The sequence below is a fragment of the Paraburkholderia graminis genome (genome assembly GCF_003330785.1).
Taxonomy (GTDB): domain Bacteria; phylum Pseudomonadota; class Gammaproteobacteria; order Burkholderiales; family Burkholderiaceae; genus Paraburkholderia; species Paraburkholderia graminis.
The window spans coordinates 124575-141907 of record NZ_CP024935.1 but is presented as its reverse complement, the minus strand read 5'-3'; the positions used below and the strand labels follow the sequence as shown (position 1 = coordinate 141907).

Below are 17333 nucleotides of genomic sequence, written 5' to 3'. Positions count from 1 at the left end.
GTCATTTGCCCGATACCGATAAACGCAGCTTTCCCGATCCCGCAGACGTCAACGTGATCTGCGTGCGCCTCGCCGGCGCACCAAGATAAAAATGCTGACGTCCCGGCGAATTCTGATCGTGCGTCGCGTCCGGCAGGCATGAAGCAATGTCGGCGGCGACCGCTTGCAATGCGTCCGCGCTCGACCCCGCATCGCGATGCGGCGTCCACATGCACTGATAGCTTCCCCGCGCCGCCGAGCATTGCGCGTCGTCGCCATACGGTTGCGCGACGCCCTTGCCGTCGTCCGGCGAAAGCGCAGTGAATCCGTCCGGCGCCGCGGCCACGATCCGCTTCAACGACGAACACGGGCTCGGCGAATCATCGGCATTCGCGCGATACGGCGTGAGGCTTGCGAGTAACGCGACAGCGAGCGTGCTGGTGAACAGCGTGCTGATTTTCATAGCGGCGCGCGTCCTTGAAAGTGGCTGATGGATTGCGCCAAAGCAGCAGGCTTCGTGCCCTCGCGGCGAAGCAAAGCGAATGCACCCTGCAAATAGGCATGCAACTTGCATCCTGGCGATACCGGCTGACCGAGCCCGGTTTATTCATTGACGCCACGACTACGCCATGTCAAACGACGCGAACAATCACACGCCTAAACGCCTTTGCTCGGGAATCGACGGGATCGACGACGTGCTGGGAGGCGGCCTCACGCCGCACCGCATGTACCTCGTCGAAGGCGCGCCGGGTACGGGTAAAACTACCCTGGCATTGCAATTCTTACTCAAAGGCGTTGAGCAAGGCGAGGCAGGTCTGTACATTACGCTCTCGGAGACGCGTTCCGAGTTGATCTCGGTCGCGGACAGTCACGGCTGGGATCTCGGCCGCTTCCACATTCTCGAGCTGCTTTCCGACGAAGGCCTCGACCCGCAATTCGAGCAGACCGTGCTGCATCCGGCTGAAGTGGAACTCGGCGAGACCGTGCGCAACGTAATCAAGCAAGTCGAAGAACTCAAGCCCGCGCGCATCGTGCTCGACAGTCTCTCCGAGCTGCGGCTGCTGTCGCAGAACACGCTGCGCTATCGTCGGCAGATCCTTGCGTTAAAGCGCTATTTCGCCACGCGCGCATGCACGGTGCTGCTGCTCGACGACAACACATCCGATCCGTCCGACGTTCAGTTGCATAGCATCGCGCACGGCGTGATCTCGCTCGACAACGTCGTGCACGATTACGGCGGCAACCGGCGGCGTATGCGCATCGCGAAGATGCGCGGCATCAAGTTCCGCGAGGGCTATCACGACTTCTCGCTGGACACCGGCGGCATCAAGGTCTATCCGCGGCTCGTCGCGGCCGAACATCACGCGGATTTCGACACGCAGACGGTGAGCACCGGCACGACCGGTCTCGACGTGCTGCTCGGCGGCGGCCTGATACCCGGCACCAACGCGCTGATCGTCGGCCCCTCGGGCGTGGGCAAGACCACGACCGTGGTCTCGTGCCTGATCGCCGCTCTCGAGCGAGGCGAGCGCTGCGTCTACTACGTGTTCGACGAAACGCTCGTCACGCTGATCGCGCGCTGCACGACGGTCGGCCTGAACCTGCAGCCCTATGTCGAAAGCGGGCTGCTCACATTGCGTCAGATCGATCCCGCCGAAATCTCTCCCGGAGAATTCGCGAGCGACGTTCGCATGTCCGTCGAGAAAAAAGGCGTGAAATACGTAGCGATCGACAGCCTGAATGCGTACTTGCAAGCGATGCCGGGCGAACGCTACCTGCTGCTGCAAATGCACGAACTGCTCGGTTATCTCAACCAGCAAGGCGTTATCACGATGCTTGTGCTGGGGCAGCACGGCATCATCGGCGAAATTCAGACCGACATCGACATCAGCTATCTGAGCGACGTAGTCGTTCTGTTCCGTTACTTCGAGCACCACGGCGAAGTCCTGACCGCCGTGACCGCCGTGAAGAGCCGCGCGAACGCGCACGAACGCTCGATCCGCCAGTTCAGGCTGTCGAACAACGGCGTGGAGGTGGGCGAAGCGCTGCGCGACTTCGAAGGCGTGCTCTCCGGGTTGCCGTCTTATAGCGGCAGCACCGCGCTGCTCGGTGCGACCGATCACCTCATCGATACGTCGCGGCAGTAAGCTCATGGAGCAACGCGTCCTGATTCTCGCGCCGTTTGGCCGCGACGCCGATGTCATTGCCGAAGTCCTGAGCAAGGACAAGCGGACGTGCGTCGCCTTTAGCGATGCGGACGCGCTGACCGAAGCGCTCGACGCCGGCGTCGGCACCGCGCTGATTGCCGAAGAAGCGCTCGCCGACAGCCGTGCAACGCGCCTCTTCGAATGGCTCGAACATCAGCCCGCATGGTCGGACTTGCCGTTTATCCTGCTCGCGGCGACGCGCGTCGGTCATCGCTCGGCACGCGGACTCGAAGTGCTCGAGCGGCTCGGCAACGTCGTCGTGCTTGAACGTCCGCTGAACTCGGAGACGCTGCGGCGAGCCGTGGCGTCGGCGCTGCGGGCGCGCGCGCGGCAATACGAATCGCGCCGCCATCTCGCGGAACGGATCGAAGCACAAGAAGCATTAGTCCAGCTAAACGATTCGCTCGAAAGCCGGATTGCCGAACGTACGCATGAACTCGCTTCGGCCAACAACCGGCTGATGATGGAAATCCACGAGCGCGCGAAGGTGCAGGCCGTGCTCGTGCAATCGCAGAAGATGGAAGCGCTTGGCCAACTCACGGGCGGGATCGCGCACGACTTCAACAATCTGCTGAACGTCATCATGGTCAACTCCGAGTTGATCGCGCGCGTGAGCGGCGACGAGCGCATTCGCGGCATGGCCGCGACCGTCAAGCGCGCGACCGAACGCGGCGCCAAACTCACGGGCCAGTTGCTCACGTTCTCGCGCAACAGCAACCTCGACCTGAAGGCCGTCGACGTGGTCACGCTGCTGCAAGGCATGCGCGACATCATCACCGTGTCGCTCGGGTCGGGTATCAGCTACAGCAACGACTTCGAACGCAAGGAGATGTGGACGCACGCGGACGCGAACCAGCTCGAGCTTGCGGTGCTGAATCTCGCGATCAACGCGCGCGATGCGATGCCGGGTGGCGGCGAGCTCAGCGTGCGCGTGAAGGAGCGCACTGCGCCCGACCAGACACTCGCCGAGGGCCGCTATGTCGTGATCGAAGTCGCCGACACGGGCGCGGGCGTGCCGCCCGACCTCGTCACGCGCGTGTTCGATCCGTTCTTCACGACCAAGCCGATCGGCAAGGGAACCGGCCTCGGCCTGAGCCAGGTGTACGGCATCGCGCGCCAGGCCGGCGGCACCGCGCGGCTCTTCAGCCAGGAAGGCGTCGGCACCACGGTCGAACTGTGGCTGCCGCTGCGCGAGCGCGTCGCGCCGCAGAATGCCAAGGCTTCCGATACCGAAGCGAACGCCGTCGGCGAAAAGCGCGTGCTCGTGATCGAAGACGACAGCGAGGTGCGGGCCATGCTCGTCGAGTCGCTCAAAATGCTCGGCTACAACGTGACGGAAGCCCCCGACGGCCGCGCCGGACTCGCCCGTCTGACGGACGACAACCCCGACCTGCTGATGGTCGACTTCGCGATGCCTGGCATGAATGGCATCGACGTAATCGCGGAAGCGCGTAAGATGCGCAGCGATCTGCCGGTGATTCTCGCAACCGGTTACGCCGACGTCGATATATCCGGTCTTTCGGTGGAGCGCTGCACGGTGTTGCGCAAACCTTTCCAGCTCGACGATCTCGCGCGGACCGTCCGGCTCGGATTGATTGGCTGAAAAAAAACGCCTGCTTCAGCCGGCGCGCAGAAAATTTTCCAACTACATTGCTTGGCTAACGATTGTCTGACAGTGCAGCGTAACGCGCCATGATCTACCCCTCCCTTCGCGACTGGCTCTTCTCGGTCAAGACGTTTGCCGCCGCGATGATCGCGCTGTACATCGGCCTCGCACTGCAATTGCCGCGGCCTTACTGGGCGATGGCGACGGTCTACATCGTGTCGAATCCGTTCGTCGGCGCAACGCGCTCGAAGGCGATTTATCGTGCGCTCGGCACCGCGCTCGGCGCGTCGGCGGCCGTGCTCCTCGTGCCGCCCTTCGTCGAATCGCCGTATCTGTTCAGCGTGGTCCTCGCGCTGTGGGTCGGCACCCTGCTCTTTCTCGCGATCTCGGATCGCACGGCACGCAGCTACGTGTTTCTGCTCGCGAGCTATACGCTGCCGATCATCGCGCTACCCGCGGTCACGAATCCGGCAGGCGTGTTCGATCTTGCGGTGAGCCGCACCGAAGAGATCACGCTCGGCATCGTCTGCGCGAGCATCGTGGGCAGCGTGGTGTTTCCGAGCCGGCTCGCGCCGACCATCATCGAGCGGACGGATGCATGGTTTCGCGACGCCGCTTTCTACTCGACCGAAACGCTGTCGGGCCGCATTGCAGGCGCGGCGATTTCCGGCGCGCGGCAGCGGCTCGCGGCGACCATCAACGGTCTGGAATTGCTGCTCAGCCAGCTCGCCTACGATCACACGCGCCCTGACCTTCTCACGCGCGCGCATGAACTTCGCGGACGCATGCAGTTGCTGCTGCCGCTCATGTCGGCGCTCGCCGATCCGCTGATCGCGCTCTACAACGCAGGCAGCCACAAGTGGCCGGAAGGGCTCGAGGCGCTGCTTGCCGACATCGTCAAATGGTTCAATGCGCCGCTGCCGGCCGCGAGCGCGGGCCATCATGCGGACCAGGCCGCGAATGCGCTGCGCGAGCGCATTGCCGCGATGCAGCCGCCGCCCGAGGCGCTCACCACCTGGGACGGCGCATTGCTGTCGAGCGCGTTGTGGCGCATGAAGCAGGTGATCGACGTCTGGGAGGACTGCCGCTCGCTGCGCATCATCATCACGCGTGAAGAAGGCTTGTGGCGGCCGCGTTTTCGCCATTGGCGGCTCGGCGGCACCGAGCGCTTTTTCGACCGCGGCATGATGCTGTTCTCGACCGGCTCGACCGCGGCCGCGGTGATACTCGCGTGCAGTCTGTGGATCGCCTCCGGTTGGGCGGACGGCGCAAGCGCCGTGACGCTCGCGGCGGTCGCCTGCTGCTTCTTCGCCGCACTCGACGAACCCGCGCCGATGGTGTTCCGCTTCTTCGTCGCGACCGCGATCAGCGTATTAGCCGCGGGCGTCTATCTGTTTGCCGTGTTGCCGCACGTACACGACTTTCCGATGCTCGTGATCCTGTTCGCCGCGCCGTTCATTCTGGTCGGCACGCTGATTCCGCGCCCGCAGTTCAATATGGTCACGGTGCTCGTCGCCGTGAACACGGCCACGTTCATCAGCATTCAGGACGCGTACGACGCCAACTTTCTGACCTTCCTCAACAGCAACCTCGCCGGCCTCGCGGGACTTCTTTACGCTTATCTGTGGACTCGCGTGACGCGGCCGTTCGGCGCCGAACTCGCGGCGGCTCGCCTGCTGCGCTCGAGCTGGAGCGATGTCGCGTTGACCGCGTCGACGCGGCCCATCGAAGACCCGCGCAATCACGCCGCGCGCATGCTGGATCGTCTGATGCAACTGATCCCACGGCTCGCCGCGACCGACGACCATCGTCATCCTTCCATCGAAAGTTTTCGCGATCTGCGCATCGCGTTCAATTCCCTCGACCTGCGCCGTCTCACGCGCAAGCTCGGCGGCGAGGCGCCGGCCGCGATCGAGCAGGTGCTCGACGGCGTGCGCGGCTATTACGAAAGCTGCGCGAACCGCCACGCGCGCGAGCCCGTGCCCGCGAGCCTGATGTCGTCGATCGATTCGGCCGTCGCGCGCGTCACCGCGCAAGGACTCGCGGATGCCGGCACGCCCGACGCGACCGCGCAAACCTCGGCACGTCACTTGCGCGACGCGCTGCACGCGCTGATCGGCTTGCGTCTCTCGCTCTTTCCGGCCACGCTGCAAGCCGCAACGCCACCCGCGCAGGAGGCAAGCGCCTGATGCGCCGTTCAACCCCTTGGCCCCATTCCCACGATGATCGGTGAAATAGACATCTTCGGCGTATTTGTGCCGGCCGTGCTCGTGCTGATGCTGGTCGCCTATCTGATCAACCTCGCGATTCGCGCGGTGCTCGCGCGTGTCGGCTTTTACCGCTTCGTGTGGCATCGCTCGATCTTCGATCTCGGCATCTATGTGCTGGTGCTGGGCCTTGTCGTCGTCGTTTCGCACAGACTCGTTTCGTGAAATCAACGTGAAAAAAACCTGGTTCTCCGTCGGTCAGATCGTGCTGACCCTGATCGTCGTCGTGGCCGCGGCGCTCGTGCTGTGGAAGCTGATCGGCTACTACATGTTCGCACCGTGGACTCGCGACGGACACGTACGCGCCGACGTGATCCAGGTTGCACCGGACGTGTCGGGGCTGATTTCATCGGTAGACGTGGTGGACAACCAGCAGGTCAGGCAAGGCCAGGTGCTGTTCGTGATCGATCACGCCCGCTACGCGCTCGCGCTGCGTCAGGCGCAGGCCACGGCGCAGCAACGGCGCGCGACGCTCGACCAGGCGCGCCGCGAAGACGTGCGCAATCGCAAGCTCGGCAACCTCGTCGCCGCCGAAGTCGCGGAAGAGAGCCGCTCGCGCGTCGACCAGGCGGAAGCGGCGCTCGCGGATGCGAACGTCGCCATCGACACGGCGAAGCTGAATCTGCAACGCGCGACGATCGTGAGCCCCGTCGACGGTTATCTGAACGATCGCGCGCCGCGTGCCGGCGAATTCGTCGCGGCGGGACGCGCGGTGCTGTCGGTGGTGGACATGCATTCGTTCCGCGTCGACGGCTACTTCGAGGAGACGAAGCTCGGCGGCATCCACATCGGACAGCCGGTCGACATCAGCGTGATGGGCGAGCCGCAGGTGTTGCGCGGGCATGTGCAAAGCATCGTCGCGGGCATCGAGGACCGCGACCGCACGCAGGGCACGAATCTGCTGCCCAATGTGAATCCTGCGTTTAGTTGGGTGCGGCTCGCGCAGCGCATTCCGGTGCGTGTCGCGCTCGATGAAGTCCCGCCCGATTTCCGGATGATCGCGGGGCGCACCGCTACCGTATCGGTGCGCGAGCTGGCGGAGGCGCGCGCCGCGCGTCCCGCGCAGGCGGCGAAGGCGTCGATTCCCTCCGCAACCCAGCCTGCGACTGCCGCGGCGACTTCGGGCGCCTCGCAATGAAAGCGTCTCGCTTCGTGGCGTTTTTGCTCCTGCCTTTGCGCGCGTTCGCGCTGGTTCCGCTGGCCGCGTTGCTCAACGGCTGCATGAATGTCGGCCCGAACTACTCGCTGCCGAAAGACGCACTCGTGAACGCGCCGCTTGCGAATGCGCCGATCGAAGGCGCGGACTCCGCGCTCACGTCACACGCCGACGTGCCCGCGGTGTGGTGGAAGCTGTACGACGATCCGGTGCTCAACGGTCTCGTCGACGAAGCGCTGCAATCCAATACCGACTTGCGCGTCGCCGCCGCGAATCTCGCGCGCTCGCGCGAGGCGCTCGGCGTGGCTCAGGCGCAAGGCGGCTTTTCCGGCAAGACGTCGGCGGTGTTTGAGCGCGCGCAGGAATCGGCCGAACAATACCTGCTGACCGAGAAACTGCCGGTCGTGAACGAAGGCGACGTCGGCATCAGCGTCGCGTATGAAATCGATCTGTTCGGCAAGCTGCGGCGCGGCGTGGAAGCGGCGCAGGCCGACGCCGACGCCGTGCAGGCCGCGGGCGATCTCGCGCGCATCTCAGTGGTCGCCGACGTGGTGCGCGCCTACGTCGAGCAATGCTCGGCCGCCGAGGAACTGAAGATCGCGCAGCAGTCGCTCGCGTTGCAAAGACAGCGCGTGGATGTCTCGCGGCGTTTGCGTGACGTGGGCCGCGGCAATCAGACGGAAGTCACGCGCGGGCAAACCCAGGTCGATACGTTGTCCGCCGATATTCCGCGCTACACCGCGCGTCGCAAGATCGCGCAATACCGGCTGGCGGCACTGCTCGCGCGCGCGCCGTCCGATTTGCCGCCCGCGGTTCTCGCCTGCGAAAAGTTACCGCAAATCCGTCAACCGATTCCCGTCGGCGACGGCGCCGCGCTGCTGAGGCGCCGGCCCGACGTGCGCGAAGCCGAGCGTCAACTGGCGGCATCGACGGCGCGTATCGGCGTTGCGACCGGCGCGCTGTATCCGACCGTGAGCATCGGCGCATCGGCGGGTTTGACGGGCGTTCTCGAAGATCTCGGCACGTCACCGACAGCGCGTTGGGGCTTCGGTCCGCTGATCAGCTGGACGTTCCCCGCCAACGGCGCGCGCGGCCGCGTGCGCGAAGCGCAGGCGTCGAGCCAGGTCGCGCTTGCGCGCTTCGACGGCGTCGTGCTGACCGCGTTGCGCGAAACGGAGACCAGCCTTGCCACCTATGCATCGGACTACGCTCGCACGGAAGCGCTACAGGCCGCGCTGAAATCCGCGGCGCAATCCGCGGACGAAACGCACCGGCTGTATCGCGCGGGCCGCGAGTCGTTCATCTCCGATCTGGACGCGACGCGCACGCTGACGTCGACGAAAGCGCAAGTCGCAGCGGCTGAAGGTCAGGTGGCGATCGACCAGGTGAATCTGTTTCTGGCACTCGGCGGCGGGTGGGAGCGGGATGGGCAAGCTGCGCCTGGGGTGGCGGGGGCTTCGGCTTCGACACCGGCTTCGGCTTCGGCACGGACATCGGCAGCAAAAACCCAAGCCCCGTAGCCGCATCACCCGACCTTACGTTTTATTTTTGAATAACTTTCTTTTGCCTTTCATTTACGGTTAAATACCTGGCACTCACCACACGTTACGAGGCCAAGGTATGTCGTCATTCATGAAAAGCGCAGCAGCATTGGGCGGATGCATCGGCATCTTCACGGCGGTCGTGGCCATCGTCGAAATTCTGGCAGGCTAAGCCCGTTGCTCGCTCGCGAAGCGCCGGCTTGCGCTACGCAGGCCGGCGCTTCGCCGCTTGATGAATCGCGGCGCGCACCCGCGGATACGTGCCGCAACGGCAGACGATATTGCTCATGGCCGTGTCGATGTCGGCGTCGCTCGGATGCGGCTTCTGTTTGAGCAGCGCGCAAGCGGCCATCAGTTGCGCGCTTTGACAATAGCCGCACTGCACGACATCGAGATCGATCCACGCGGCCTTCAGTGCCTGCGCTTCGCCGCCTTGCAGCCCTTCGATGGTCGTGATCTTCTGCGTGGTCAAATCGGACATGGGCGTCTGACACGACAGGCACGCCTTGTCGTTCAGATGCACCGTGCAGGCGCCGCAAATGCCGACGCCGCAGCCGAACTTCGTGCCTGTCATGCCGAGCTCGCAACGCAGCACCCACAATAGCGGCATGTCCGGCTCGACTTGCACAGCCACCGCGCGTCCGTTGATGTTGAGCGCTGCCATATCGGTCTCCGGCTTCAGGTGAACTTCAAAGGCAACGTACGCAGTCGCTTGCCGGTCAGTGCAAACACTGCATTGGCAACAGCCGGCGCAATCGGCGGCACGCCCGGTTCGCCGACGCCTTGCGGATGCAACTGGCTCGGCATGATGTCGACTTCGATGATCGGGCAATCGTTGATTCGCACAACCGGAAAGTCGACGAAGTTCTTCTGCTCGACCTGGCCGTTGACGATCGTGATCTCGTCCTGCAACGCGGCCGAGAGGCCGAATACGATTCCGCTCTCCATCTGCTGACGAATCAGATTCGGATTCACCGGCAAACCGCAATCGATCACGCAAACCACGCGGTGCACGCGAATCATCCTGTGCGGTCCAATCGATACTTCCGCGACCTGCGCGACCACGCTGCCGAATGCCTCGTGAAGCGCGACGCCACGCGCGCGCGGAGCGCCATCGGCGGCAGACGTCAACGGGTGCGCCCAGTCGGACAACGCAGCCACTCGCTGCAACACCGCCAGATGCCGCGGATGCTGCGCAAGCAGTGCGCTGCGAAACGCAATGGGGTCCTGGCTGGTGGCGGCGGCGATCTCATCGGTAAAGCTCTCGGTGAAGAAGGCCTGGTGCGAGTGGCCAACCGAACGCCAGAAGCCGACCGGCACCGGCAAGTCCACGATCTTGTGCGCGACGCGCGCCGTGGGCCACTCGTAGGGCTGATCGAACGCGCCTTCGACTGTCGTCTTGTCGAGCGGAATGCGCGGCGCGCCGTAATAACGCGCGAGCGCTTCGGGCACGATGGCCTGACTCGCGGACGCGCTGTGCCACGCGACGAGCTTGCCGTTATCGTCGAAGCCCGCCTTCAGGCGCGATACGCATGCGGGGCGGTAGAAGTCGTGCGTAAAGTCCTGCGCGCGCGACCATAGCGTTTGCACCGGACGTCCGCCGGCCTCGCGCGCGATCGCGGCGGCCTGCGCAATGTAATCGGTTTCCAGGCGTCGCCCGAATGCGCCGCCGAGCAACTGCGCATGCACATGAACCTTGTCGTCGTCGATATGCAGCACTTTGGCGACGTGCCGCCGCGCGAGCGCGGGCGTTTGCGTCGATACCCAGACGGTCGCCGCGCCGTCCGCGACCTGCACGGTGCAGTTGAGCGGCTCGACCGCGCCGTGCGCGAGATACGGCGCGTGATATTCAGCCGTGATGGTGCGCGCCGCGCCGCTTAGCGCATCGTTGATGTCGCCGCGGCGGTAGTACGCGTGGCCGTCGCCGTCGTCGAGGGCGAGCGCGAGACGGCGCTCCACTTCCGCGCTCGAAAGCGTGGCCGCGGCGCCATGCTGCCATGTCACTTTGATCGCGTCGACGGCGTTCGTCGCGCGAAATGGATTGTCCGCGATGACGGCGACGCCGCCCGTGCCGCCCGCATACGGCTCGAAAGCGAGCGCCTTCACGAAGCCGCGCATTCGCTGCGCCGCGCTCGCGTCGAAGCTCGCAACCGTGCCGCCGAGCGTCGGACACATCACGACACTCGCGTAGAGCAGGCCGTCGGGCAACACGTCGATGCCGAATCGCGCGCTGCCGTTGATCTTCGACGCGGCCTCGATGCGGCGCAACGGTTTGCCGATCAGCGTGAAATTCGCGGGGTCTTTCAACGCCACCTTGCGAGGCAGCGGTTGTTGCGCCGCCATCGACGACAACTCGCCGAAGCTCGCCTTATGTCCCGACGGATGCGTGACATACCCGCCTTGCGTCACGCACTCGCCGGGCGCGACGTGCCATTGCGCGGCGGCCGCGCCAATCAGCATCGCACGCGCCGAGGCGCCCGCTTCGCGCATGGGCGTCCACAGGTCGTTGATGCTCGACGAGCCGCCGGTCATCATCGTGCCGGCTTCGCGCGTGAGCTTGCGCGTGTACCAGACGACCGCGCGCTTCGTGATGCTGTCGTGATCGGGACGAAACGGCAGATCGTCGATGACGTTCTGCACGCTGTTGTAGATGTTGTCGATCGGCGCGTCCTCGACACGCACGCGCGACCAGTCGGCGTCGAGTTCTTCGGCAAGCAGCATCGCGAGACCGGTGTGAACGCCCTGGCCCATTTCCGCCTTGCTCATCATGATCGTCACGCTGTTGTCGGCGGCGATCTTGACCCAGCCGTTGAGCGCTGTTTGCGTGCCTTCGACGGGTAACGGCGCGTCGGTCGTGAGACGCTGCCGCGCCGGCAGCACGGACCAGCCGACCAGCAACGCACCCACCGCGCCGGCGCCGCCGATGACGAAGGTTCTGCGCTTCATGATGAATGGCCCATCGGCTTGCCCGCCGGTAACAAGCTGCAAGGGCGCGATGCGCGCCCTGCGTCCCCACGCAATATTAGTAAGACGGAGGAACGGCCGCGGACTTAAATTCGTCGGATGAAGCCGTGCGCGCGCGGGGCGGGCGCGAGGGGCACGCTAGCGAGGCGGACCGCCTGGCTAGCGTGCCGTGGGGCGTTTCATTAAATGTGCAGAGCGTGCGGCTTTGCGTTGCGTTGCTTTGGTCAACAGGCTCAGCGCCGGTTCGAGCCCGACACGACATCGATCCATACGGCGAGCACCAGAATGCCGCCCTTCACGATCATCTGCCAGTAGGCATCGACGTCGAGCATCGACATGCCGTTGTCGAGACTCGCCATCACGAGCGCGCCGATCAATGCGCCGTAGACCGTGCCCGAGCCGCCGCGCATCGACGTTCCGCCGATAAAGCACGCGGCAATCGCGTCCAGTTCGCCCATCGAGCCCGCCGACGGCGAACCCGCGGCCAGGCGCGCCGTGTTCACGATGCCGGCGAACGCGCACATCAATCCCATCAGCGCGAAAATGGCGAGCTTCACGCGATTCGTGTTGACACCGGACAGGCGCGTCGCTTCGAGATTCGATCCGACTGCGTAAATGCGTCGGCCAAAGACGGTTTGCGTGGCGACCCAGGTAAAGATGCCGAGCAACGCGAGCAGCAGAAGAACGGGCACCGGAATGCCGCCGTAACGATCGAGCGTCGCCACGAAGCCCGCGAGAATCGCGCCCGCGCCGACCACTTTTGCAACGTCCTGCCAGACCGGCACCACGCTCAACTGATAGCGCTCGCGATTGCGGCGCTGACGTATCGTCAGAAACGCGAGCAATAGAAACAGCACGACGGCAAGCGTATCGCCGGCCAGTTTCGGCAGATAGCCCTGGCCGACGAACACGAAACTGTCGGAGACCGGCGCGATGGTCGAACCGCCTGTCACGCCGAGCAGAATGCCGCGATACGCGAGCATGCCGCCGAGACCGACAATGAACGAAGGCACGCGCCGGTATGTCGACCACCATCCGTTGAAGAGGCCGACGAGCACGCCGAGCAGCATCACGGCGGGCAACGTGACGCCTATCGGCCAGTGACGGTTGACGTCGAGTATCGCGGCCACGCCGCCGAGCAAACCGAGCAGCGATCCGACCGACAGATCGATCTCGCCCGCGATGATCACGAACACCATGCCGCACGCGAGCATGCCGGTGATCGACATCTGCCGCAGCAGGTTCGACAGATTGCGCGGCGTCACGAAGGCGCCGTGCGTGAGCACCGAAAAGAAAATCCAGATGGCGGCCACGGCAATCAGCAGCGCGAGAATCTTGTAGCGCGCGAACAGTTGCTGAACGCGTTGCGGACCGCCGAATGCGCCTCGCGGCGCAGTATTGTCGGCGCGTTGGGAAGTAACGTCGGGCGTCATGCTGCACTCGCTGCGGTTGGGTTCGGGACTCGCTGCACGGGACGGATCGCGGCGCTGAGAATGTCTTCCTGCGTGAGGCCGTCGTTGACGAAATCGCCGCGCAATTCGCCCTCGCCGATCACGAGCACGCGGTCGCTAATGCCGAGTACTTCCGGCAATTCGGACGACACCATCACGATCGACATGCCGCGCTGCGCCAGTTGAAAAATGAGTTTGTAGATTTCGAATTTCGCGCCGACGTCGACGCCTCGTGTGGGTTCGTCGAGAATCAGCACTTTGGGATCGGTCAGCAACATGCGCGTGAGCACGGCTTTCTGCTGATTGCCGCCGGAAAGGCTCGCTATCGACAACATCGGATGAGCGGCGCGCACGGAAAGCCGCTTCATTTCCGTATGAATCGTGTCTAGCTCGGCCGCCGAATCGATGCGTCCACCCGATGCAAAGCGCTGCAGCACCGCGAGCGTGATGTTGTGGCCGACGCTCAGGCCCGGCACGATGCCGTGGCGCTTGCGATCTTCCGGCACCATGCCGATGCCCGCGCGAATCGCATCGATAGGCGCGCGAATTTTCACGGGCTTGCCTTCCATGACGACCGTCGCTTCGCTCGTGCCGGGATAGGCGCCGAAAATCGCCTGCATCAATTCCGTGCGCCCCGCGCCGACGAGCCCGGCCACACCGAGAATTTCGCCGCGCCGCAACGCGAACGACACATCGTTCACGCGCTTGCGGCGCGGATTCGTCACGTCGAAACAGGTGACGTTGCGCGCTTCGAAAACGACGTCGCCAATCGGATGCGGTTCGCGCGGGAACAGGTTCTTGATCTCGCGTCCGACCATTAGCGAAATGATGCGGTCTGTCGTCAACGCGTGCATGGGCTCGGTGGCGACATGGCGTCCGTCGCGAATCACGCTGATCGTGTCGCAAACGGCGGCGACTTCGTCGAGCTTGTGCGAGATGTAGACACAGGCCACGCCGCGCCGCTTCAGATCGCGCACGATGTCCAGCAGAATGGCGATCTCCGAGGAAGTAAGCGACGACGACGGTTCATCCAGAATCAGCAGCTTCGCGCGCTTATTGAGCGCCTTCGCAATCTCGATCAACTGCTGATGGCCGCCGCCGTAGTTCATCACCGGTTGCGCCGCATTGATGCCCTGAATGCCGAGCTCGCGCAGCAATTCGTCCGCGCGTTGATACATCGCGGCGTAATTCATGCGGCCGCCGGGCAGCGTGATTTCATTGCCGAGAAAAATGTTCTCGGCCACAGACAATTCGGGCACCAGCATCAATTCCTGGTGAATGATGATGATGCCGGCGCGCTCGGTGTCGCGTATGCCCGCTGCTTTCAGCGGCGTGCCTTCCCAGGCTATTTCGCCATCCCACGTACCGTGCGGATATACGCCGGACAGTACTTTCATCAGCGTCGATTTGCCTGCGCCGTTTTCGCCGCACAAGCCGACGCACTCGCCCGGCGCGACCGTCAGGTCGATTCCGTCGAGTGCTTTCACGCCTGAAAATGCCTTGACGATGCCGCGCATCGTCAGTAACGGTTGCGTCATTCGCTATGCCTCGCTGCAAGGCGCGCGATCGCGCCGATACGCGACAGCCGTATCGGCGCAAACCGCGCGCGCGTTACGCTCATTGGCTCGCGAGCTGGGCCTGGGTATAGAAGCCGTCCTTGACGACTACATCGACGTTGCTCTTGGTGAGCAACGTGGGCTGCAGCAGCACCGTGTCGACTTTCTTCTTGCCGTTGTCGTACTGCGCGTTAAACGCGGGCTTCTCGCCCTTCGCCAATGCAACCGAGAGCTTGGCGGCTTCGCCGGCAATCAGCTTCAACGGCTTGTAGACCGTCATGGTCTGCGTGCCCGCAATCACGCGCTTGACCGCGGCGAGGTCCGCGTCCTGACCCGACACCGGCACCTTGCCCGCCATGTGCTGCGCGGCGAGCGCCTGGATCGCGCCGCCTGCCGTGCCGTCGTTCGACGCGACGATGGCGTCGATCTTGTTGTTGTTCGCGGTCAGCGCGTCTTCGACGATGCGCAGCGCCGTGGATGCGCTCCACTCCGGCACCCACTGCTGGCCCACCACTTTGATGTCGCCCTTGTCGATGGCGGGCTTGAGTACCTTCAACTGGCCTTCGCGCAGCATCTTCGCGTTGTTGTCGGTCGGTGCACCGCCGAGCAGGAAGTAGTTGCCCTTCGGTTGTGCGTTAAACACGCCTTGTGCCTGCAATTCGCCGACCTTTTCGTTATCGAACGAGATATAGCCGTCCACGTCGGCGTCCAGAATCAGGCGGTCATACGACACGACCTTGATCCCCGCTTTCTTCGCTTCGGCCACGACGTTGCCAAGCGTCTTCGAATTGAACGGCACGATCACGATCACATCCACGCCGCGCGAGATGAGGTTCTCGATCTGCGAGATTTGCCGCGCCTCGCTGGCGTCGGCGGATTGCACGGATACTTTCGCACCGAGCTTTTCCGCGGCGGCGACGAAATAGTCGCGATCGCGCGACCAGCGCTCGACGCGCAGGTCGTCGATACAGAAGCCGATTTCAGGGTGATCCTTGCTTGCGTGCGCAAGCGGCGCGATAAGCGAAAGGCTCGCCAACACCGCTCCACATACGAGCGAACTCAATACAGTACGACGCGTTGCGAATTTCATCTCTGTCTCCTTCTTCTGATAGCCGGAATTCCGGATTGGACGGCCTGCGCTGCGAGCCGCAGGTCCGGACAAGCGACAACCCAAAGCTTCTTTTTATGCGCGCGAGTTGCACCCGCGCGCTTTTCTTCATTTGCAACGATGATGCCCTTTAGCGTCCGCTATAAATAGCCTGATTCACGATGTTTTCCATGCGCTCCTGGTGGCCGCTTGCATGCTGCGGATTGAGATCGCGCGACAGTGCGTCTGCGGCGAGTGTCGACAGCGAATAGTCGCCGGAAAGAATCTTGCGGCCAAAATCGGCGTCCCAACCGGCATAACGCTCACGCTTGAATTGACCAAGGCGGTCGTTTTCAATCAATACGGCCGCGCGTTCGACGGCGAGCGCGAGGTTATCGATTGCGCCAACGTGGCCGTAAAAGAGATCCTCCGGATCGACGCTTTGCCGCCGCACTTTCGAGTCGAAGTTCATGCCGCCTGTCGTGAAGCCGCCGTGGCCCAGGATTTCGTAGAAGGCGAGCGTCAGTTCTTCCACGCTATTGGGGAATTGATCCGTGTCCCAGCCGTTTTGCGGGTCGCCGCGATTGGCGTCGACGCTGCCGAAAATACCGAGCGCATAGGCCGTCGCGATCTCGTGATGAAACGAGTGGCCCGCAAGCGTCGCATGATTCGCCTCGATATTCACGCGAATTTCTTTCTCGAGACCGTATTGCAGCAAAAAGCCGTGGACGGTTGCGACATCGTAATCGTATTGATGCTTGGTCGGCTCTTGCGGCTTAGGCTCGATCAACAGAGAACCTTTGAAGCCGATCTTGTGTGCGTGGTCCACGACCATATGCAGGAAGCGCGCGAGTTGATCGCGCTCGCGCACGAGGTCCGTGTTAAGCAGCGTGTCGTACCCTTCGCGCCCGCCCCACAATACATAGTTATCGCCTCCGAGCCGCTGCGTCGCGTCGAGCGCATGGCGCACCTGGGTCGCGGCAAACGCGAAGATGTCCGGGTTGGGACTCGTCGCGGCGCCGGCCGCATAACGCGGATGCGAAAACAGATTGGCCGTGCCCCATAGCAGTTTGATACCCGTGTCCTGCTGCTTGCGCGCGAGGTAGTCCACTATGCGGGAAAAGTTCTCGCTGTATTCCTTCAGGTTCGCACCTTCGGGTGCAACGTCGGTGTCGTGGAAAGTGTAGTACGGCGTGCCGAGCTTCGAGAAGAATTCAAAGGCGGCGTCTGCTTTCAGATGCGCCATTTCCATCGCGTCGCCCGGTTGCTGCCAGGGGCGCTTGAAGGTGCCCTGCCCGAAAATATCGACGCCCGGCCACACAAACGTATGCCAGTAACACACCGCTATCCGCAGATGTTCTTCGAGCGTTTTGCCGAGTACCTTTTTGCTTTTATCGTAGTGGCGGTACGCAAGCGGATTGTCCGATTGCGGGCCTTCATAACGGATCTCGGGAATATGTTCGAAGTAGGACATCAGCGTCTCCTTCCCATCTAAAGGGATTATGTTGCACCGCAACCC

At 63.5% G+C, this 17333-nt stretch carries 13 protein-coding genes; 6 read left to right on the top strand and 7 right to left on the bottom strand.

What is annotated here, in order from left to right:
• Position 1 precedes the first annotated feature (1 nt).
• Positions 2 to 442, bottom strand: coding sequence for a hypothetical protein (locus tag CUJ91_RS18850; RefSeq protein WP_053859632.1), 441 nt, complete (start codon positions 440 to 442; stop codon positions 2 to 4).
• 166 nt (positions 443 to 608) lie between these two features.
• Between CUJ91_RS18850 and CUJ91_RS18845 the strand changes: the two genes are divergently transcribed.
• From CUJ91_RS18845 to CUJ91_RS18820, 6 genes are all read left to right on the top strand, one after another.
• On the top strand, positions 609 to 2126 hold the full coding sequence (locus tag CUJ91_RS18845) for an ATPase domain-containing protein (RefSeq protein ID WP_006047729.1): 1518 nt from the start codon (positions 609 to 611) through the stop codon (positions 2124 to 2126).
• Between the two features lie 4 nt (positions 2127 to 2130).
• The gene (locus CUJ91_RS18840; RefSeq protein WP_029971573.1) at positions 2131 to 3789 is read left to right on the top strand and encodes an ATP-binding protein; all 1659 of its coding nucleotides are present in this window, start codon (positions 2131 to 2133) and stop codon (positions 3787 to 3789) included.
• An 89-nt stretch (positions 3790 to 3878) separates the two neighbouring features.
• On the top strand, positions 3879 to 5981 hold the full coding sequence (locus CUJ91_RS18835) for an FUSC family protein (protein WP_114156841.1): 2103 nt from the start codon (positions 3879 to 3881) through the stop codon (positions 5979 to 5981).
• Between the two features lie 33 nt (positions 5982 to 6014).
• Complete coding sequence (locus CUJ91_RS18830) at positions 6015 to 6224, top strand: DUF1656 domain-containing protein (protein WP_006047726.1); 210 nt, start codon at positions 6015 to 6017, stop codon at positions 6222 to 6224.
• A gap of 7 nt (positions 6225 to 6231) precedes the next feature.
• Positions 6232 to 7197 (top strand): efflux RND transporter periplasmic adaptor subunit, encoded by a 966-nt coding sequence (locus CUJ91_RS18825; RefSeq protein ID WP_114156840.1) that lies wholly within the window; start codon positions 6232 to 6234, stop codon positions 7195 to 7197.
• A complete protein-coding gene (locus CUJ91_RS18820) occupies positions 7194 to 8735 on the top strand; it encodes an efflux transporter outer membrane subunit (protein ID WP_114156839.1) in 1542 nt (513 codons plus the stop codon). The genes CUJ91_RS18825 and CUJ91_RS18820 overlap by 4 nt, the downstream gene beginning before the upstream one ends.
• Before the next feature lie 226 nt (positions 8736 to 8961).
• Here the strand turns inward: CUJ91_RS18820 and CUJ91_RS18815 are convergent, their stop codons facing one another.
• The 6 genes from CUJ91_RS18815 to xylA form a co-directional block, all read right to left on the bottom strand.
• A complete protein-coding gene (locus CUJ91_RS18815) occupies positions 8962 to 9420 on the bottom strand; it encodes a (2Fe-2S)-binding protein (RefSeq protein WP_114156838.1) in 459 nt (152 codons plus the stop codon).
• 14 nt (positions 9421 to 9434) lie between these two features.
• Positions 9435 to 11702 (bottom strand): xanthine dehydrogenase family protein molybdopterin-binding subunit, encoded by a 2268-nt coding sequence (locus tag CUJ91_RS18810; RefSeq protein WP_208716179.1) that lies wholly within the window; start codon positions 11700 to 11702, stop codon positions 9435 to 9437.
• Positions 11703 to 11953: 251 nt separating this feature from the next.
• Entirely contained in the window at positions 11954 to 13153 is a 1200-nt protein-coding gene (locus CUJ91_RS18805) for a sugar ABC transporter permease (RefSeq protein WP_053859637.1), read from the bottom strand.
• The gene (gene xylG / locus CUJ91_RS18800) at positions 13150 to 14709 is read right to left on the bottom strand and encodes a D-xylose ABC transporter ATP-binding protein (RefSeq protein ID WP_114156837.1); all 1560 of its coding nucleotides are present in this window, start codon (positions 14707 to 14709) and stop codon (positions 13150 to 13152) included. Before xylG ends, CUJ91_RS18805 begins: the two co-directional genes overlap by 4 nt.
• 79 nt (positions 14710 to 14788) lie before the next feature.
• A complete protein-coding gene (gene xylF / locus CUJ91_RS18795) occupies positions 14789 to 15817 on the bottom strand; it encodes a D-xylose ABC transporter substrate-binding protein (protein ID WP_029971564.1) in 1029 nt (342 codons plus the stop codon).
• 148 nt (positions 15818 to 15965) lie between these two features.
• Complete coding sequence (gene xylA, locus CUJ91_RS18790) at positions 15966 to 17288, bottom strand: xylose isomerase (RefSeq protein ID WP_006047717.1); 1323 nt, start codon at positions 17286 to 17288, stop codon at positions 15966 to 15968.
• Positions 17289 to 17333 lie beyond the last annotated feature (45 nt).